General features: G+C 45.4%; 18 protein-coding genes and 1 tRNA gene. 16 read left to right on the plus strand and 3 right to left on the minus strand.

All coding sequences use genetic code 11. The features are described 5' to 3' along the window. Positions 1–14: 14 nt before the first annotated feature. The 9 genes from FSB75_RS04425 to FSB75_RS04465 all read left to right on the plus strand — a co-directional run bounded on the left by FSB75_RS04425 (position 15) and on the right by FSB75_RS04465 (position 5,495). Positions 15–380, plus strand: coding sequence for a hypothetical protein (locus tag FSB75_RS04425; protein ID WP_146783362.1), 366 nt, complete (start codon positions 15–17; stop codon positions 378–380). Between the two features lie 86 nt (positions 381–466). Then, on the plus strand, positions 467–922 hold the full coding sequence (locus FSB75_RS04430; protein ID WP_146783365.1) for an OB-fold protein: 456 nt from the start codon (positions 467–469) through the stop codon (positions 920–922). A gap of 26 nt (positions 923–948) precedes the next feature. Next, positions 949–1,509, plus strand: a complete 561-nt coding sequence (locus FSB75_RS04435; protein WP_146783368.1) for a YceI family protein — start codon at positions 949–951, stop codon at positions 1,507–1,509. A gap of 6 nt (positions 1,510–1,515) precedes the next feature. Next, positions 1,516–2,406, plus strand: coding sequence for a DUF5777 family beta-barrel protein (locus tag FSB75_RS04440; RefSeq protein WP_146783370.1), 891 nt, complete (start codon positions 1,516–1,518; stop codon positions 2,404–2,406). A 186-nt stretch (positions 2,407–2,592) separates the two neighbouring features. Continuing rightward, positions 2,593–3,057, plus strand: coding sequence for a GIN domain-containing protein (locus tag FSB75_RS04445; protein WP_146783373.1), 465 nt, complete (start codon positions 2,593–2,595; stop codon positions 3,055–3,057). A 33-nt stretch (positions 3,058–3,090) separates the two neighbouring features. Beyond that, the gene (locus FSB75_RS04450) at positions 3,091–3,342 is read left to right on the plus strand and encodes a phospholipase D-like domain-containing protein (RefSeq protein WP_146783376.1); all 252 of its coding nucleotides are present in this window, start codon (positions 3,091–3,093) and stop codon (positions 3,340–3,342) included. 151 nt (positions 3,343–3,493) lie between these two features. Continuing rightward, positions 3,494–3,874, plus strand: a complete 381-nt coding sequence (locus FSB75_RS04455; RefSeq protein WP_146783379.1) for a DUF6249 domain-containing protein — start codon at positions 3,494–3,496, stop codon at positions 3,872–3,874. An 80-nt stretch (positions 3,875–3,954) separates the two neighbouring features. Continuing rightward, positions 3,955–5,241 carry a flavin monoamine oxidase family protein gene (locus FSB75_RS04460; protein ID WP_146783382.1) on the plus strand — a complete coding sequence of 429 codons (1,287 nt, stop codon included), beginning with the start codon at positions 3,955–3,957 and terminating at the stop codon, positions 5,239–5,241. A gap of 68 nt (positions 5,242–5,309) precedes the next feature. Next, positions 5,310–5,495, plus strand: coding sequence for a hypothetical protein (locus FSB75_RS04465; protein WP_146783385.1), 186 nt, complete (start codon positions 5,310–5,312; stop codon positions 5,493–5,495). A 48-nt stretch (positions 5,496–5,543) separates the two neighbouring features. Here the strand turns inward: FSB75_RS04465 and FSB75_RS04470 are convergent, their stop codons facing one another. Next, the gene (locus tag FSB75_RS04470; protein ID WP_146783388.1) at positions 5,544–5,897 is read right to left on the minus strand and encodes a hypothetical protein; all 354 of its coding nucleotides are present in this window, start codon (positions 5,895–5,897) and stop codon (positions 5,544–5,546) included. A 289-nt stretch (positions 5,898–6,186) separates the two neighbouring features. Between FSB75_RS04470 and FSB75_RS04475 the strand changes: the two genes are divergently transcribed. From FSB75_RS04475 to FSB75_RS04505, 7 genes are all read left to right on the plus strand, one after another. After that, positions 6,187–6,260, plus strand: a tRNA-Arg gene (locus FSB75_RS04475). A 479-nt stretch (positions 6,261–6,739) separates the two neighbouring features. Then, entirely contained in the window at positions 6,740–8,932 is a 2,193-nt protein-coding gene (locus FSB75_RS04480) for a penicillin acylase family protein (protein ID WP_146783391.1), read from the plus strand. Positions 8,933–9,031: 99 nt separating this feature from the next. Further along, the gene (locus FSB75_RS04485; RefSeq protein WP_146783394.1) at positions 9,032–9,841 is read left to right on the plus strand and encodes an SDR family oxidoreductase; all 810 of its coding nucleotides are present in this window, start codon (positions 9,032–9,034) and stop codon (positions 9,839–9,841) included. Positions 9,842–9,897: 56 nt separating this feature from the next. Continuing rightward, positions 9,898–10,725 (plus strand): SAM hydrolase/SAM-dependent halogenase family protein, encoded by an 828-nt coding sequence (locus FSB75_RS04490; RefSeq protein WP_146783397.1) that lies wholly within the window; start codon positions 9,898–9,900, stop codon positions 10,723–10,725. Between the two features lie 328 nt (positions 10,726–11,053). Beyond that, on the plus strand, positions 11,054–14,446 hold the full coding sequence (locus FSB75_RS21970; RefSeq protein WP_227990764.1) for a glycosyltransferase family 117 protein: 3,393 nt from the start codon (positions 11,054–11,056) through the stop codon (positions 14,444–14,446). Between the two features lie 192 nt (positions 14,447–14,638). Beyond that, positions 14,639–15,736, plus strand: a complete 1,098-nt coding sequence (locus tag FSB75_RS04500) for a vWA domain-containing protein (RefSeq protein WP_146783400.1) — start codon at positions 14,639–14,641, stop codon at positions 15,734–15,736. Between the two features lie 34 nt (positions 15,737–15,770). Continuing rightward, a complete protein-coding gene (locus tag FSB75_RS04505; protein WP_146783403.1) occupies positions 15,771–17,300 on the plus strand; it encodes a MoxR family ATPase in 1,530 nt (509 codons plus the stop codon). Here the strand turns inward: FSB75_RS04505 and FSB75_RS04510 are convergent. Together FSB75_RS04510 and FSB75_RS04515 are read right to left on the minus strand one after the other, a co-directional pair. Then, complete coding sequence (locus FSB75_RS04510) at positions 17,297–17,911, minus strand: Uma2 family endonuclease (RefSeq protein WP_146783405.1); 615 nt, start codon at positions 17,909–17,911, stop codon at positions 17,297–17,299. The genes FSB75_RS04505 and FSB75_RS04510 overlap by 4 nt on opposite strands. A 136-nt stretch (positions 17,912–18,047) precedes the next feature. Then, the gene (locus FSB75_RS04515; RefSeq protein WP_146783408.1) at positions 18,048–18,503 is read right to left on the minus strand and encodes a hypothetical protein; all 456 of its coding nucleotides are present in this window, start codon (positions 18,501–18,503) and stop codon (positions 18,048–18,050) included. Positions 18,504–18,526: the final 23 nt, after the last annotated feature.

Below are 18,526 nucleotides of genomic sequence, written 5' to 3' on the forward strand. Positions count from 1 at the left end.
AAATTCCCTCAGCATTGAAAAAGATTTCTTTCCTTTTGTTGTTTCTTGTTGCCATTATTGCTGCCGGTTGCTATTACAACAACGAAGAACAGCTTTACAATTGTCCCGTTGATGCGGCTAGCACAAAGTATTCAACTACCGTTGCAAACATTTTAACGTCGTACGGATGTACCGGTTGCCATGTTGCTCCCGTGCCTTCCGGCAACATTGATCTTAGTTCCTACGCAGGTGTAAAAGTTGTAGCCGGTGATGGCCGCTTGTACGGCGCCATCACACATGCACCGGGACTGCAGCCCATGCCGCAGGGAGCAGCAAAAATGAACGGTTGCGACATCCGAAGAGTAAAAGTCTGGATTGATGCCGGCGCACCAAATAATTAAGCGGGCAACGTAACTGCGCGAATAGACGTATTTAACGAAACCGTGCCGGATGATCTATTCCGCGATTTTATCTTTAGTGTTTAATTATGAAACGTAAAATCATTTTGGGAGTCTTTCTGCTCATCGTTGTTGTGGCAGTTGTCGGCTACGCTATCGTCTTTAAGTCCAGAGGCGATATAGTTCAAGACAAACCCGATGCCGCAATAACAGCTAAAGCATTAATTGCCGCTTTTGAAAAAGATACGGCTATTGCCAGCAAACAATACATCGAAAAAGTAGTAGAAGTATCGGGCATCGTGAAAAAGATAGATACGGCTGGTGCCGTCATTTTGGGTGAAGAAAGTTCGCTTTCAGAAGTGGTGGTGGCACTGGATAAAAAGTATCATGCAAAAGATTACGAAAAGCTGAAAGCCGGAAGCAGTACCGTTTTGCAAGGCATTTGCAGCGGTTATCAGGCATCAAGTAACGATCCTAATGATCTCCTGAGCGGGTTGGGAACAACTGTTCAGTTGCGGTCGGGCGGCGTTAAAAACAAAGATTAAATTTTCTATATAAAAACAAAGACACCATGTTCAGAAAAAATCTGATTATTCTCTCTGGTCTCGTACTCTTTGCAACGGTTACAAATGCGCAAGACCGGTATTTTACAAAGACCGGGCAAATTGATTTCTTCTCGAAAGCCGCTTTGGAAGACATTGCCGCAAAAAACAATACCGTAACCGCAGTGTTGGACACTAAAAGCGGAGCCATGCAATTCAGCGTACCGATGAAAGGCTTTGAGTTTGAAAAGAAATTGATGCAGGAACACTTCAACGAGAACTACGTTGAAAGCGATAAATATCCCAAGGCTGATTTTAAAGGTGTCGTTGCCAACAATGCAGCTGTGAATTTTGCAAAAGACGGAACCTACAACGTAACGGTAAAAGGCAAGCTTACCATTCACGGTGTTACAAAGGACGTGGAAGCACCGGGAACGATCAAGGTGAACAACGGCAAGGTTGACGCAGCTTCTACCTTCAACATTAAACTTTCCGATTACAACATCTCGATTCCGGCTGTGGTGAAAGACAAGATTTCCAACTCCATTAAAATTAGCGTGGACACCCGGCTGGAACCGTTTAAAGGTTAATCCATCATGAAATCAAAACCAATCTCCCTTGTGCTGGCGACTTTTGTTGCCTTGGCCAGTCGTGCGCAAGACACTGATCTGCTGAAAGGCGTTGCCGATACAACGCCGAAAAAAGAATACGTTTACGGTGCCTTTAAATCCACAAGAGTCATCATGTCGCACAGCATTGAAATGTTGCGGCCCGGTGTGTTGGATTTTCGCATTTTGCACCGCTTTGGCAACGTGAACCAGGGAATTTCCGAATTCTTCGGTCTTGACCAGGCCACAACCCGTTTAGGATTGGACTATGGCATTTCCAACAACCTCACCGTCGGCATTGGACGCGGCACACTAAAAAAAGAAGTGGACGGATTTGTAAAATGGCGCATCATTCAGCAATCCACGGGACCAAAGTCAATGCCTTTCTCTTTGGTTGCCGTTGGCGGTTCTACTGTTGTTGGCGCACCGTGGAGCGACCCTGCGCGAAAAAATTTATTCTCATCGCGCCTTGGCTATTACGGACAGGCAGTTATTGGCCGCAAGTTTAGCGAGCGGCTTACGCTGCAACTTTCGCCGATTCTTTTACACCGCAATTTTGTAGAGCTGGCGGCCGATCCAAACGATTTGTTTGCTGCTGGTTTTGGCGGAAGACTCAAACTTTCCAAACGCGTTTCGCTGAACGTAGATTATTACTACGTGGTCAATCAAAACGACGCACGAACCGAGTTGCACAATCCACTGTCCATTGGCTTCGACATTGAAACCGGCGGGCACGTGTTTCAACTTCACTTCACCAATGCCATAGGCATGAACGAAAGGGCTTTCCTCACCGAAACTACCAACCGCTGGGGCAAGGGAGAAATTCAATTCGGCTTCAACATTTCCCGGGCTTTTCAAATAGCCAAAAAGAAAACCTAACAACAAAGTGCAAAAAGGCAAAGGCGTAAAGAAGACAATCTTCTTTACGCCTTTATTTTTTTAGAGCTACATACTTATGTGATGAAATCGCCCTGACCAGGCAAAAACGGCCAAAAACACACTTCTTTGTGCGATTGACTTCCTGTAACGGGCAAGGCAACTTTGTTGTCTAAATTTGAAAACAGTATGAAACCAAAATTCGTTTTAGCCGCTTTGTTGCTTGTTATTGCAAGCACCGCGGCAGTTGCACAAGAGCGCAAAACAATGCCTTCGCCAACGACGGTTCATTTCTCCGAAGCCTTTACTTCACTTGTGGTGGAAGATGACCTTACGGTTGTTCTTACCGAGGGTACTTCGCCGGACATTACAGTGGAAGGCGATGCAAGAAGCGTAATGACCAAAGAAGTTGACGGTAGTCTTTTTCTTTCCATTCGTGGCGTTCATGTGCCCGGGCAAACAATTGTGTATGTGCCCGCAAGCCTTCTTTCAAGGGTATATATGAACGGCACGGGAACCTTGCGCTCGGCCACTACTTTGCAAAACCGCAAACTGAAGATTATTCTGAGCGATGAAGCAAAGGTTCGTGTGAAAAGTACGGGCAACGTTAGCGTTGAAACCTGGAACGAAATTGATTTTGTAAAAGGGCGATAGGCTCGTTAAGAACGGGAAGCAAAATGCCGGTTTATGCCGGCATTTTTTGTGCCATTCGCAGAGATTTTTTATGAACCATATCCCGGAACATCGATTGAGCTTTTCGTACAGTTTACCCTGAGTTTGCCAAAGGATTGCACTCCTGTGCGTTTTGTTCGCTGGGCGGCAATAAAGCAGTTGAGTAAAGTTCCGAACGTACAAGTGTGCGTCGCAACGGAAGTTGAGCAGGATGACAAAAGCCGGTTACATAAATGGGCCTTTTTCTTACACAGAAAAAACTTGTAACCTCCCCTTTTCAGCCGGCGTCTTATTCTTCAGAACGGCTTTTAAAAAAAATCCTGCATTCGCTGTAACCCGGGCAAAACAAACGTCGTCAGATGAAGCAGAACACCAGAAAGCCGAAACCAAAATACTCATCACAATAAAAAAACATTTTATGCAAGGCGCAGAAGTTTTAGTTCCCATCACCATTTTTGCCGGCGGATTTGCCATGATCTTTGGCATTGTTTACCTGAAAACGAGAGAGAATCTCGCCATGGTTGAAAAGGGAATGAACCCAAAACAACGCTACAACAGTCCCGCACCGTTTAAAAGTCTCAAACTTGGCTTGTTGCTTTTGGGTGCTGGCCTCGGATTGCTGACCGCTTATCTTATAGATACGAACGTATTGAGAAATGGCAACGACTCGTATCATTATCAGCACAACATCCCATTCCTTTATTTTTCGCTTATAGCCGTTGGCGGAGGTTTGGGTTTGATTGCCTCCTACTGGACCGAGAAAAAGGAGTACGACCGCAACCGTAACTTACCCGAATAAACGAGTCATTAAATAAAAAAGGCCAGACTGAAGTCTGGCCTTTTTTATTTAGCTGGGATGAAAATTGCAGTGCGTGAACCATGGAATCGAAGACTTTTGATGTGGTTATTATTGGCGCCGGTGCCGCCGGTTTGATGGCTGCCCTTGAGATAGTTTTAACGGGTAAATCCGTGGCAGTAATTGAAGCAAAAGAAAAAGCCGGCGGACGAATTTTTACCTTTCACAACGACGATGGTTATCCGGTAGAGTTAGGCGCTGAGTTCGTACATGGAAACCTGCCAATCACAAAAGAATTGTTGAAAAAAGCCGGTATAAAAATCACTCCTGTCCGCGGCAGCATTTGGCAGTATAAAGACGGACGATTGGCCGAGCAGGAAGATTTCATTGACGATTATTCCGACCTGGAGAAAAAGTTTAAAGAACTGAGTCAGGACATTCCGGTTGCTGAATTTCTTTCAGCTCATTTAGCCGGTGCTAAGTACGAGGAATTGCGGTTTTCGTTGAAAAATTACGTGGAAGGATATTATGCTGCTGATCTAAACAGGGCAAGTACGTTTTCGTTGCGTAACGAGCTGGCAAAAAGCGACGACGAGCAATACCGCATCGAAGGCGGGTATCTGCAATTGGTGAATCATCTCGAACAACGGTGCAAAGAAAACGGTGTGCAATTCTATTTTTCGCAAGCTGTGTTGCAATTGCATTGGAAAAAGAGCAACGTTGAAGCCGTCACCGTACAAAATTCTGTTCGTGCAAAAAAGGCACTGATTACTGTTTCCGTTGGCGTTTTGCAAAACGGAGGCATTGAATTCTTTCCCGCTTTGCCCGAAAAAAAATTAGCGGCGCAAAACCTGGGCTTTGGTCATGTGGTAAAAACTATTCTCAGCTTTGATGACGCTTTTTGGAAGGATAAAGAGCTTACGGCTGGGAAAGATTTAACGGATCTTAATTTTCTCTTTTCCATGGAACAAATACCAACCTGGTGGACGCAACACCCAAAGAAGCAAGCTATTTTGGTTGGTTGGCTTGGCGGCCCAAGGGCTGATGTATTTGATACGGTTAATAAGGAGAATGTCATTCAAAAAGCGCTGTACTCGCTAAGTCAAATTTTCAACATTGACGTTCTTCAGCTTTCGCAGAAATTAAAAAGCGGGCAGATGCACAACTGGTCGGCTGACCTGCATTTTTGCGGCGCTTATTCTTATGAAGTTGTTAATGGCAAAGGCTTTATGCAGACAGTTTTGCAACCTGTTGACGGCACGGTCTATTTCGCTGGTGAAGGTCTTCATCACGGTCCTGAAATCGGGACCGTTGAGGCAGCCCTGAACTCTGGCCGAGAGGTAGCTTACCAGCTGATTGCCAATTTTTAAGAACGTTCCGTTTGCAATACCGTGTCGGGCTGGTATGATTTTTCTGCGGTTTTAAAAAACGATTTATTATGAAACACAGCAGAGACAATAGCACGGGTCAGAACAAAACGGTGCCCAATACGCACAGGCCGCAGCCGCAGAATAAAGATGATATTGACAGCCGCAGCAACGAAGAGTGGGATACCAAAGGAGACGACGTAACCCACAACCGGAAAGAAAAGCAAAGCGACCGGAAGAACGTGAAGAACGATTAAGCAAAAGCCCCGCATTGAGCGGGGCTTTGTTTTGCGATAACTTCTTTCTTACTGTTTCTTCCCTTGCTTGTTGGCTTTATAACGCATATCCAAGGTTCCGTCTTTTTTAGTTGGGCCTGTTGTAGTTGTTGTTGAAGTGGTTGTGGTTTTAGACTTTTCTTTGTTGTCTTTGTAGCGCATGTCCGGCGTGCCGTCTTTTTTTGTTTTGGCCGTGGTAGTTGTAGCAGTCGTAGCTGTCGTCTTTGTTGTCGTTGTCGCTGCCTTTGGTAGAGCGGCGGTTTTCGCAGGCATCGTTTGCGTTTTTGCTTTAGTCGTCTCAACTTTTGTTTTAGTGGTTACTTGGGCTTGGGATGCGAGACCAAAAGCAAAAATGGCCATGAAGGCAAACAGGAATTTTTTCATGTTGTAAAAGTTTAAGTAAGGAAACTATTTCATTTTTCTGAAAGATGCAAGGCCTATCGCCAAGCTCTTGTTTCTTGTCGGTTAAAGCTACCTTTCTTCCATTTATTGACTGCCTGCAGTCGTTTTTAGCTTCTAACGACTTCAAGATTCTTATCGGAACAAGACCGTTACAATGAACTCGCACGACAGAAAATCAGTGAGTCCGCAATTTATAAACGGCAAGCCTAAAAATTTTTTAAAACAGTTTTGGCGCGTTTTATTGCAAGCCCTATTTTTGCTGCCCGCAAATGGCTCCGTAGCTCAACTGAATAGAGCATCTGACTACGGATCAGAAGGTTTCAGGTTTGAATCCTGACGGAGTCACAAAAGTCCCATCAACCGATGGGACTTTTTAATGACGGGCAAAAGGCAAATGATTTTCTCGATTCTTCGCCTTCGACAATGCGCCGTCAAACAGCGTAAGGTATCTTCTTTTACAACGCCTGCTTTCAAATAAACCTCGCAGCATTGATTGAAAGCAAGGCAATTCACAAAAATTTTAGTCAGCATTTCAGTAAAGAAAAAGAAAAGAAAAAACTTGTTCTTTTAACACGCTAAATGATTTTATCTGTTTATTTTACAGCAGTAATCAATCCTAAAACAACCTCAAAACCTAATACAACTATGAATTGGAGAGATGTGCTGGCCGTGTTGCTGGGTATAAAGAAGCCGAAACCGGTTTTAATTCCCATTCCCAAAAACAACAAACCGTCCGCAAAAAAATAAATAGTTTAATTGTATCTGTACGACCCCGCCTTGATGCGGGGTTTTCTTTTTTTATCTTCACCCCTTTCAACAACGCTATGAAAAAGTTTCTTTTCATTCTCTTTTTGCCACTTGCTGCTTTTGCGCAAAATTTTACACCGCAGGAAATTTCCCGCTGGGAAACACAGGCGAAACAGGTAACAATAGTTGAAGACAATTGGGGCGTTCCGCACATTTATGGAAAGAAAGATGCCGATGCGGTTTTTGGTTTACTGTACGTGCAATGCTGCCAAAACTTTGCGCGGGTAGAACGGAATTATTTGGAGATCATGGGCCGCCTTTCCGAAGTGGAAGGCGGGCAACATTTATACGAAGACTTGCAAATGCGCCTGATTTACGACAGCACGGCAGCGAAGAAAGATTACACAAACAGTCCGCAATGGTTTAAAGCACTGTTGAACGCTTTTGCCGACGGTGTAAATTATTATTTGTACAAACATCCCGAAACAAAACCGCTGGTGCTGAAAAGATTTGAGCCTTGGTTTCCGCTTATGTACACCGACGGCAGCATTGCTCCTACGCAAACCGGCGGCCTGACCGTAAAAGATTTAAAAAATTTTTACGAGGGAAAGGACGAAGCGATATCGTTTGTAAGACCCGAACTTTCCATCAACAATTTCAATCCTAACGGTTCGAACGGATTTGCCATTGCACCATCACGAACGGCATCGGGTAATGCTATTCTTTACATCAACCCACACGTAACGTTTTATTTCAGAACCGAAGCACACATGGTTAGCGAAGAAGGATTGAACGCTTACGGGGCTGTAACCTGGGGACAGTTTTTCGTTTATCAAGGGTTCAATGAACACTGCGGCTGGATGCACACATCGAGTTATGCAGATGTAGCAGATGTGTATGAAGAAGCAGTTGGCGACACGTCTATCAATGGACACCAAACATATTTGTATATGATTGGGAGTTCGAAAATTAGAGCTGTCAAGGAAAAAAAGGTTTTCATCAGCTATAAACAAAATGGCCTGATGGTGCAAAAAATATTCACAGCTTATGAAACGGTTCATGGACCGGTCATGGGAAAGCGAGATGGTAAATGGCTTGCGTTAAAAGAAAATAACCGCTCTCTTTCTGCGCTGATGCAATCCTGGCTGCGCACAAAAGCAAAAGGCTTTAACGACTTTAAAAAAATCATGGAGATGCGCAGCAACAATTCAAACAACACTGTGTTTGCCGATGACAAAGGAAACATTGCTTACTGGCACGGCAACTTCATGCCCAGGCGCAATCCGAAATACGATTGGTCGTTGCCAGTTGACGGAAGCTCTTCCGAAACAGATTGGAAAGGCATTCATCCGCTTGATGAAATCATTCATCTATACAATCCGGAAAGCGGTTGGATTCAAAACTGTAACTCCACTCCTTTTACGTCGTCAGGCGAAAGCAGCCCGCGAAAAGAAGATTATCCGACCTACATGGCGCCCGAAGGACAAAACGGCCGCGCCGTAAATGCAGCACGACTTCTTTCAAAAGCAAAGAATGTAACGCTTGATTCCATTATAAAAATTGGTTACAACACTTACCTCTCTGCTTTTGATATTTTGTTGCCGCCGCTCTTTAAAGGTTACGATGAACTCTCCACCAACGATGCTTTGAAAAAAGAACTTGAACAACCAATCAGTCGGTTGAAAGAATGGGATAAGGCCGCATCCGCTTCTTCCGTAGCCACAACGCTTGCCATTGAATGGGCAACGAAACTGGCGACAAAAATTCCGGCGGCAAAAACTACTGAAGCTGCGACAAATGCCATTGGCAATTTTCAACGCATGGCGGAAACGATATCGGCAAATGAAAAACTCTCACTGCTTGCCGAAACACGCAAAGACCTGGAAAAATTATACGGAAAATGGAACGTTCCCTGGGGCGATGTCAATCGTTATCAACGTACAGCCATCAATGTTTTTGATGACAATGCGCCAAGCCTTCCCGTTGGCCTTGGGCCCGGTACCTGGGGCTCGCTTCCTTCGTTTGCTTCGCGGCGCTTCGATACAAAAAACCGTTACGGTTATTCGGGCAACAGTTTTATTGCCGCCGTTGAATTTGGAAAAAAACTCAAAGCAAAAACCATCGTCACCGGCGGCGAATCCTTCGATCCTTCGTCAAAACATTTTACCGACCAGGCGCAAGGCTACATCGAAGGAAAGTTTAAAGACGTAAATTTTTACAAAGCCGATGTGCTAAAGAAAGCCGAACGCACCTATCACCCCGGCGAATAAGGCGCTACGCAATTGTTTACAACTTTTTCCCCGTAAGAATTGGGAAAATTCCCTTTTCTACCACTCCATTTTCAGTTAGGTTTGCGCACTGTATTTTCTATGAATGATTTTTATAAAGACAAAGTAGTTGTGGTCACCGGCGGAACCGATGGCATCGGCAAAGCACTCGTCGAAAAGTTGCTGATGCTGGGTGCAAAAGTCTCCACCTGTGCCCGTCACCACGATAAACTATACCGTCTCCAATCCGAATTTCCTTCCTATCCGCTGCATACGTTTTTAGCAGATGTGAGCATCGAAAACGATTGCCGGAATTTCATCGAGTCAACCATTAAAGTATTTGGCGGCATTGATGTTTTAATCAACAATGCCGGTGTTTCGATGCGGGCCTTGTTGAAGGACACGAATGCTGATGTGATAAGAAGAGTCATGGACATAAACTTTTTCGGATCGGTGTATTGCACCCGTTTTGCATTGAATTCTATCATTGAAAGAAAAGGCTCTATCGTGGGTGTTTCCTCTATCGCCGGCTACCGCGGACTTCCGGGCCGCAGCGGTTATTCGGCCTCCAAGTTTGCCTTGCAAGGTTGGCTCGAAGCCATTCGCACGGAATTGCTTGACGACGGCGTGCATGTAATGTGGGTTTGTCCGGGCTACACAGCGTCCAACATTCGGAATGCGGCTTTAACCGAGAACGGCGCGGCGCAAGGCGCCAGCCCGTTTGATGAAGGAAAATTGATGCCGGCAGAAGAAGTAGCCGAACGTGTACTAAACGCAATTCGAAAACGAAAACGAACGCTAGTGATCACGTTCACCGGCAAGCAAACCGTTTTTATGAACAAGTTCTTTCCTGGCCTGTCGGATAAACTGGTAAAAAACTTTTTCTTCAAAGATGGAAAGCTAATCAAGTGAAATTTTTCTGAAAGCGATTCGTTACTCATTAAACCAACTTTATTTCCCGACTGCACATGCCACTGGTTACCCTTACATCGGACATTGGCGAGCAAGATTATCTTGCCGGTGCAGTTAAAGGGCGGCTCTTGCGCATCAACCCCGAGTTTCAAATCATTGACATCACACACAAACTTTCGCCCTTCAATTACCCGCAAACCTCTTACGTCTGCCGAAACGCTATTAAAAATTTTCCCGAGTTTACGTACCACATTATACTGGTGAATTTGTTCGAGTCAAAACCCGAACAACTCCTTTTTGCTTTTTACAAAGACCAGTACATCATTTGCGCCGACAACGGTTTGCTCAGCATGATCATCGAAGAAAAACCAGAAATGGTATTGGGCGTGCCGCTCGAAAAATCGGCCATTAAAAACACGCTGTATTGCATTGACGTTGCGGCCAAAGCCATCACGCAACTAACCAACGGCGAACCGGTGCAAAACATCGGCATCCCCGATCCTCCTTATCTTGAGAAACATCCGCTGCGCCCCACGCTTGGCGAAGATTGGATGGAAGGCCAGATCATTTTTATTGATGCCTTTGAGAACGTCATCGTCAACATTACACAAGACCAGTTTGAACGGCAGCGTCGCGGCCGTCGTTTTAAAATTGTTTTTCGCCGCGACGAAATCATTGAACGCATCAGCGGCTCTTATGCCGACGTAGCCCACGGCGAAATGCTGGTGCTTTTCAACAGCGCTGGCTACATGGAAATAGCAGTGAACAAAGGCAACGCTGCGGGGTTATTTGGTTTAAAAGGCTACAGCGAAAGCAATCAATCCGTACCGCAGGCCGTGCAAACGCGGTTGTTTTACCAAACGGTAAAAGTATTCTTTGAATAAGGGTTGACGCTGAAATGCGTTTCTCCTAAAATTTTTTAGCCAGCTTTCATAATTCTATTCAGTGCCTGTTGCGTCGCACACTTGGGCGTTCAGAACGTGATTGAACAAAGTACAGACGAATGCGATGCCTTATCATTCTTAACTTGCCAAAGGAGCCGTAAAGAATTTTTTGCAAACCAGGCCAACTTCAAACATCAAACCTCGAACATCGAACGTCAAACCACGAAACCGCTTTAACATTCTCTCATGCTTTTCCCCTTTAATTTAGCCGCTTCCCTATTTTTGCACGTCCGCTAAAAAGTGGAATCATAAAAGAACAACCACCGTTATGAACTTTAAAAAAGCCAACAACATTACCGGTTGGGTAGTGTGTGTCATTGCTTCTCTCGTGTACATTTTAACCGCCGAAAAAGCCGGCAGCTTCTGGGACTGCGGCGAGTTTGTTTCGGCAGCTTTTAAAGTGCAAATGCCACACCCGCCCGGCGCACCGCTCTTTGTCTTACTGGGCCGCTTTTTTATTGTTCTTTTTGGCGATAATCCAAATACCGCTGCCAAAGCTGTAAACATCATGAACGCACTGGCCAGCGGCTTTACCATTCTTTTTCTTTTCTGGACCATCACGCATTATGCCCGCAAGCTCACAAGCGGTTTTTTAGCGGAACCCGACAAAGCCCAAATTTTTACCATCATGGGCGCCGGCATCGTTGGTGCGTTGGCTTATACCTTTACCGATTCGTTTTGGTTCAGCGCTGTTGAAGGCGAGGTTTACGCTTTCTCTTCTTTCTTTACAGCCCTGGCTTTTTGGGCCATGCTCAAATGGGAACGTGCGGATGTGGAAGCGGGGACCAACCCGGTTTTAAAAGCTCGCGCCGACCGCTGGATTGTGTTTCTTTTCTTTTCGCTTGGCTTGTCCATTGGTGTGCATCTTTTGGGTTTGCTCACCATTCCGGCCATTGTCATGATTTATTATTTCCGCCGGTATAATTATACGCGTTGGGGCGCCATCTGGGCTTTTGTTATTGGTTGCGTCATCACCGGTTTGGTGCAAGTAGTCGTCATTCAATACTCGGTAAAAATTGCCGGACAGTTTGATATCTTTTTTGTCAACTCTTTCGGTCTTCCCTTCTTTTTCGGCTTTGCTTTCTTTTTCATTTTACTCGGTGTCGTTCTCTGGTGGGGCTTGCGTTTTGCAAAACGCAAAAACCTTCCCCTGATGACGCTTGGTATTTGGAGCTTTATTTTCATCATGCTTGGCTACTCATCTTACGTTACGCCACTGGAGCGATCCAACGCTAACACAGCCATTGACATGAACAACGTGGACAACCCGATGAACCTCGTTTATTACCTGGGACGCGACCAATACGGTTCGCAACCCATTGTAACCGGTCCGCACTTTTTGGCGAGGGCACAAGAAGGCGACAAAAAATATTTGTACGCAAAAAGCAAAGACCCCGAAACAAAGAAAGACACGTACCTGAAGTATGAAAACCCGCAGCCGGAAATTGTGTACGACAACGAAGACGTGCAATTTTTCCCGCGGCTTTGGGAAGGCAACGACCCGAACCGGGCCAGCTTTTACATTCAGTGGTTGAATTTGCCGGTTAGCGGCGTAACGGTAAAAAGCCCAAGCTATCTTAATGATGTAAGCCGCGATGCCGTTTCGCTTGTTGATAAAACCACGAGGCAACAAAGCGTTTATCCGATTCCTGAAGGTTACGCCGTTTACAACCCGTGGTTGAAATCGGAATACAGCGCGGGTGAACAAATACCGGTGATAAAAATTCCAACGATGGCCAATAACATCGAATGGTTTTTTACGTACCAGATGGGCTTCATGTACTGGCGCTATTTCATGTGGAATTTTTCGGGTCGGCAAAATGATGTGCAGGGCTTTGGCAACGTTCGTGACGGCAACTGGACAACGGGGATTTCATTCATTGACAACATGCGCCTCGGCAATCAAAGCAAAATGCCGGAAAGCCTGCAAACGAACAAAGCCCACAACAGCCTTTTCCTCCTGCCCTTTTTGCTTGGAATTCTTGGTTGCATTTACCAATTCATCAAAGACCGCAAAGACTGGATTGCTACTTTCCTGCTTTTCTTTTTTACCGGCGTAGCCATTGTTATTTACTTAAATCAACCAGGAACGCAACCGCGTGAACGCGACTATGCTTTTGCGGGTTCGTTTTACGCTTACGCCATTTGGATTGGGCTGGCCGTGGTGGCTTTTGTTCGAATGGCTCGCGAAGCGGCGGACAAATTAACGCTGCGGAATGTTTTGATTTACGGAAGTCTTTCGACATTCTTCATCATGGTGATGAGCGATGCAAACAGCTTCAACACAGGCAAATTGGGCGCCGCTTTGATTGGTGCTATTTTGTTTGCTGCGCTTACTCTCGGAGTTACGTTTTTATTGCGGTCGCTTCGCAACGCATCGTTACAAACAATTGCGCTTGCTTCGTCCGCAATTTGCTTGTTGGCACCGGTTATCATGGGTGCGCAGGAATGGGACGATCATGATCGCAGCCAAAAACTTTTGGCGCCTGATATTGCAAAAGATTATTTAAACAGTTGCCCGAAAAATGCCGTTCTGTTTACGTATGGTGATAACGATACTTATCCGCTCTGGTACGCACAGGAAGTGGAAGGTATACGACCCGACATCCGCATCATCAATACAAGCTTGTTGGGTATTGACTGGTACGTAAATCAATTGCGTTACAAGATCAACGAAAGTGACCCGATCAACGTGATTTGGACAGAAGATCAAATTCGCGGCGTTGGTTATGTAAGAGTCAATCGCCAGGATGTTCGCGATAACCAGAGCCTTCTTTCCATCATGACGGAAATAAGCAAAAAAGGCCCGCAGGTTGTAAACCTTCCGTACATGAAAAACGTAACGGTGCCGGTTGATTCTGCCATGGCCAGACAGGATGGAATACTGGAAACAGGTGCGCCAGCCCTGCCTCAAATCACGCTTGATCTTTCGGGCATCGGTGCTTATTCGCTCGATCAGATTGCGATGCTGAACATCATTGCGGCCAACGCCTGGAAACGCCCAATCTGCGTTACCAGTCCCGACCGCGACAAGGCTTCTTTCCTCTTCCCGTATTTGCAGCGCCGCGGCATGATTTACCAACTATCGCCGGCTGGAAATCTGCAAAAAAGTCCTGAAGGCCTCGGCATCAACGCAGACACGACGTATCGGTTGCTGGAAACAGTCTTCCGCTCGGGCAATGCCGGAACCGGCAAGGTTTACTTCGATGAAGAAAACCGCCGCCATTTAAATTCACTTCGCGATCTCTACTCAATAGAATCGTTGACTTTATCTTCGGAAGGCCGCAAGCAGGAAGCTTTGAATGTGGTTGAAAAGGCGGACAGTCTTCTCAATCCGAAAAGCCTGCCGTACGGAATGCCGGGCCGTGGTCACAACCAGATAACAATGGATTTCCTGCGGGCCGCTTACGCAGCCGGTGATATGGCGCTGGCGCAAAAAGTAAAAGTCGCGTTGCGAAAAGACCTGAACGAACAATTGCAGTATTACGCAGCCTTGAAAGAATTTAAAGACGACTACTACATGCAATTGAGCAACGAAGAAAAAGGAGCGCAGGATTTACTGAAGGAAATCGGCGACCTGGAAGCGCAGTTCGAAAGCAAGAAAGCACCCTTGCAGGAACTGCCTCAAAAGAAGGATTCCGCCGACACGTCGAGAAAATAATTAACCAAAACCTCTTCCAAAAGAAGAGGTTTTTTGTTTAACACTATCGCGTGAACAAACAGCGCATAATTATTGTAGATTGTGTGAACACCTGAAACGTCAGACGGCAAACGTGAAACCAGAGAGACATTTGATTTAAAGTTCACTCCTGTCTCACGTTTCGCTTCTCACGTCTCACCAAATTCTTAAATCATGATTGGTTTTCATTTCACCAAATACGATCCACGGCAAAACGGTAAAAGCCGCTTTGAACAATTGCTCGATTTGTTTACACAACTTCTCACCTACACGAGCGGCGATGTGACCGAGGCCTTGCAATGGCTGAACGAGCTGGATAAAAGATATGAGTTGACCAGTGAGGAATACGGCATGGGCGATTTCATTGACGAATTAAAAGAGAAAGGCTACATCACCGAAGATGCCCAGCGTGGCGAAATCAAAATCACACCCAAAACGGAACAAAGCATTCGCAAGCGCAGTCTTGAAGAAATTTTTGGCAAGCTCAAAAAAACAAAGTCAGGCGATCATCAAACCTTTAAGCCAGGTTTGGGCGATGAAGTAAGCCCCGACACAAGGCCGTTTCAGTTCGGCGACATGCTGGAGCAGATTGATTTTACAGAGTCCATTCGCAACGCACAAATCAACCACGGGCTTGACTCGTTTACGATGCAGGAAGACGATTTGCAAATCCGCGAAACCGATTTCAAATCCCAGACCTCCACGGTATTGATGATTGACATTTCGCACTCGATGATTTTGTACGGCGAGGACCGCATTACGCCGGCCAAAAAAGTAGCGATGGCCTTTAGCGAATTGATCACCACAAAATATCCCAAAGACACGCTGGACATTGTTGTCTTCGGCAACGATGCCTGGCCGGTTGAGATCAAAGACCTTCCTTATTTACAGGTCGGTCCTTATCATACCAACACCGTTGCGGGACTTGAATTGGCGATGGACATTTTGCGCCGGAGGAAAAATCCGAACAAGCAAATTTTCATGATCACCGATGGCAAACCGACCTGTTTAAAAATTGGCAAGCGTTATTACAAAAACAGTTTTGGCCTTGACAGGAAGGTGACGAATCGTTGCATCAATTTAGCGGCGCAATGCAAGAAATTAAAAATACCCATCACCACATTTATGATTGCCACCGACCCTTATCTTCAACGGTTCGTGCAAGAGTTTACGGAGACGAATCAGGGCAAGGCATACTTTGCTTCGCTTGACAGATTGGGCGCCTTCATCTTCCGCGATTTTGAAAGCGGCAAACGCAAAACGGTTTACTAATTTTCATTAAACACATTTGACAGGAATTACCAGAATGAACATCAAACACATAAACACTCTCGGCGAACTAAAAGAAAGCGGCTATAAGCCAAAAAGCATCAAAGAAGAAATCAGGCAGAACCTGATTAAAAAACTCGAAACGAAGGAGGATACGTTTACGGGCATTATCGGTTACGAAGAAACCGTGATACCGGACGTCGAAAGAGCATTGTTAAGCAAACACAATATTCTTTTCCTTGGTTTGCGCGGACAAGCAAAAACCCGCATGGCGCGGCAAATGACGGAACTGCTGGATGAATACATTCCTTTCGTTTCCGGCAGTGAAATAAACGACGATCCGCTGAAGCCCATTTCGAAATATGCCAAAGATTTGATGCGTGAAAAAGGTGATGATACACCTATTGAATGGCTTCACCGCAGCCTGCGTTATGGCGAAAAACTGGCGACACCCGACGTAAGCGTTGCCGATTTAATTGGCGACATTGATCCCATCAAAGCGGCCAATCTGCGTTTAAGTTTTGCCGACGAAAGAGTGATCCATTACGGCATCATTCCCAAAAGCAACCGCAGCATTTTTGTCATCAACGAATTGCCCGATTTGCAGGCCAGGATTCAGGTTGCGCTATTTAATATTCTGGAAGAAGGTGACGTGCAAATTCGGGGTTTCAAACTTCGCTTGCCGCTGGATATTTTGTTTGTCTTCACGGCCAATCCCGAAGACTATACCAACCGTGGCTCTATTGTAACACCGTTAAAGGACCGTATCGAAAGCCAGATACTTACGCACTATCCAAAGTCATTGGAAAATGCGCTGGCTATCACCGAGCAAGAAGCGGATATTGAAGAGGCGCAAAAAGAAAAAATCGAGATCAGCGATTTGGTAAAACGCCTCATAGAGCAAGTGGCATTTGAAGCAAGAGCCAGCGAGTTTGTGGACAAGAAAAGCGGCGTGAGCGCAAGGCTTACCATCTCTGCTTTTGAAAATGCGGTAAGTGCCGCAGAGCGTAGAGCCATCATCAACAAAGAAAAAAGCACGCAGGTTTGGATCAGCGATTTGGTGGGGATCATTCCTTCCATTACCGGTAAAATTGAGCTCGTTTATGAAGGCGAGCAAGAAGGCCCGTACCAGGTTGCAATGAATCTTTTGGATAAATCTATTCGTTCACAGTTTGTACAATATTTTCCCAATCCGGAAACATTAAAAAAACGTGCGCCGCGCAAGGGCGAGACACCGCAGGCGGTTGACAATCCTTATCGTTCCATCATCAGCTGGTTCGACAAAGGCAACCACCTTAATTTGTTTTTTGCGGTCAACGACCGCGAAAGAATGAACCAGTTGTACGCGGTGGACGGCCTTCATGCGCTAGTGAAGAAAACCTTTTCGCATGCGAACGAAAAAGAAACCGCTTTGTTGATGGAGTTTGTGTTGCACGGCCTTTCCTCCTTCTCTCTTATCAGCAAAAAAATTATGGAAACTTCCGTTGAATTTAAAGACCTGATGGGAAGTATGTTGAACATTCAATCATCCGGCTACGATGATTTGGAAGAGGAAGATTTCAATTAAAGAAAGAGCGAAGATTCGGCGCCTGTAAGCCCCGAATCTTCGTAAATATCTTTTAGTGGAATGGATACAGGCAATGATTGAAATTGCAAAACGTCGTCTACTGTTTCGTATTCCCGCAACTCCCAATGACCGGAAGCGTTGACAGCAAAGGCCTCAATAAAAACAGACATCGAATCAATCAACACGCATTCCTTTAAGCTTGTAATGTCACGGTACAATTTAAACTTGTCGCCGCGGTCATACGCTTTTGTTGATTTCGATAATACTTCAATCAGCACAACGGGATTCAATGCGTTAAACTTGTCATCGTTTAAGGTTTTTACCTCGCTGCAAAAAACCGAAACATCAGGATATGTAAAAAGTGTGTTAGACTGGATGTGAATGCGCATATCGCTGCCATAAGGACGACAACCTTTTCCTTTTAATCCAATTCGCAATTCTGACAAAACATTTGCCGCAATTGCATTGTGAGGTTGCAAGGCGCCTGACATTGCAAACACTTCGCCGTGATAATATTCGTGCTTCTCATCCGAAGCCGTTTCCATTTCGAGGTACTCTTCGATTGTCCAGTTTTTACGACTATATGCTTGTGCGGGTTCCTGTACGTCCATGTTTTAAAGTTACGCAACCAGAACAACTTTTGTTCTTACCAATCGTTCTGAAAATTTATGGCCATGACATCTTTCAATAAAAAAGTTGAGCGATGATGTGGTCACCGCCCAAGACAAAATATCGTTCAAAAGAATATTAAAACTTGTAGCCGAACGACAAGCCTCCGTAATAAGGAATAAAAAAGCCTTTTCCAAAAACCGGGTTAATAAAGGCCCGGAAGGTAAAGCCGCCGTTAGCAGGCTGCATACGGTAGCCAAACAAAAGATGTCCAAAGGTGGAAGAAAAATCACCCGCATCGCCGGTACCGATAACGGGTGTTACGCCTGCGCCCATTTCAAAATAATTGCGCTGGTCTTTACCTACAATATAGTTTAAGCCGATTGGAATAAAGACAACCCCGTCGCCGTCAACACTAAAACCGCCGATGCCGACCCGACCGCCCAAACCGGCTTCGCCTTTGGAAAAACGCGAATCAAAATTGATGGAAGCAAGACCGGGTCCGCCGAGTTCAAAATAAACCGACTTGGCTTGCGCATGACAAAAGACCGAGATGAAAAAGAAGAAGGCAAGAAACAAAAACGATTTTATCATAAGTGAAGCTTTGATTTGGCAGA

It is taken from the genome of Flavisolibacter ginsenosidimutans, from assembly GCF_007970805.1.
Classification (GTDB): Bacteria; Bacteroidota; Bacteroidia; order Chitinophagales; family Chitinophagaceae; genus Flavisolibacter; species Flavisolibacter ginsenosidimutans.

Bases quoted from the DNA above. Each gene is read 5' to 3' on its own strand.
- FSB75_RS04430 (WP_146783365.1), top strand. From the start codon at position 467: ATGAAACGTAAAATCATTTTGGGAGTCTTTCTGCTCATCGTTGTTGTG.
- FSB75_RS04435 (WP_146783368.1), top strand. From the start codon at position 949: ATGTTCAGAAAAAATCTGATTATTCTCTCTGGTCTCGTACTCTTTGCA.
- FSB75_RS04440 (WP_146783370.1), top strand. From the start codon at position 1,516: ATGAAATCAAAACCAATCTCCCTTGTGCTGGCGACTTTTGTTGCCTTG.
- FSB75_RS04445 (WP_146783373.1), top strand. From the start codon at position 2,593: ATGAAACCAAAATTCGTTTTAGCCGCTTTGTTGCTTGTTATTGCAAGC.
- FSB75_RS04450 (WP_146783376.1), top strand. From the start codon at position 3,091: ATGCCGGCATTTTTTGTGCCATTCGCAGAGATTTTTTATGAACCATAT.
- FSB75_RS04455 (WP_146783379.1), top strand. From the start codon at position 3,494: ATGCAAGGCGCAGAAGTTTTAGTTCCCATCACCATTTTTGCCGGCGGA.
- FSB75_RS04460 (WP_146783382.1), top strand. From the start codon at position 3,955: ATGGAATCGAAGACTTTTGATGTGGTTATTATTGGCGCCGGTGCCGCC.
- FSB75_RS04465 (WP_146783385.1), top strand. From the start codon at position 5,310: ATGAAACACAGCAGAGACAATAGCACGGGTCAGAACAAAACGGTGCCC.
- FSB75_RS04470 (WP_146783388.1), bottom strand. From the start codon at position 5,897: ATGAAAAAATTCCTGTTTGCCTTCATGGCCATTTTTGCTTTTGGTCTC.
- FSB75_RS04480 (WP_146783391.1), top strand. From the start codon at position 6,740: ATGAAAAAGTTTCTTTTCATTCTCTTTTTGCCACTTGCTGCTTTTGCG.
- FSB75_RS04485 (WP_146783394.1), top strand. From the start codon at position 9,032: ATGAATGATTTTTATAAAGACAAAGTAGTTGTGGTCACCGGCGGAACC.
- FSB75_RS04490 (WP_146783397.1), top strand. From the start codon at position 9,898: ATGCCACTGGTTACCCTTACATCGGACATTGGCGAGCAAGATTATCTT.
- FSB75_RS21970 (WP_227990764.1), top strand. From the start codon at position 11,054: ATGAACTTTAAAAAAGCCAACAACATTACCGGTTGGGTAGTGTGTGTC.
- FSB75_RS04500 (WP_146783400.1), top strand. From the start codon at position 14,639: ATGATTGGTTTTCATTTCACCAAATACGATCCACGGCAAAACGGTAAA.
- FSB75_RS04505 (WP_146783403.1), top strand. From the start codon at position 15,771: ATGAACATCAAACACATAAACACTCTCGGCGAACTAAAAGAAAGCGGC.
- FSB75_RS04510 (WP_146783405.1), bottom strand. From the start codon at position 17,911: ATGGACGTACAGGAACCCGCACAAGCATATAGTCGTAAAAACTGGACA.
- FSB75_RS04515 (WP_146783408.1), bottom strand. From the start codon at position 18,503: ATGATAAAATCGTTTTTGTTTCTTGCCTTCTTCTTTTTCATCTCGGTC.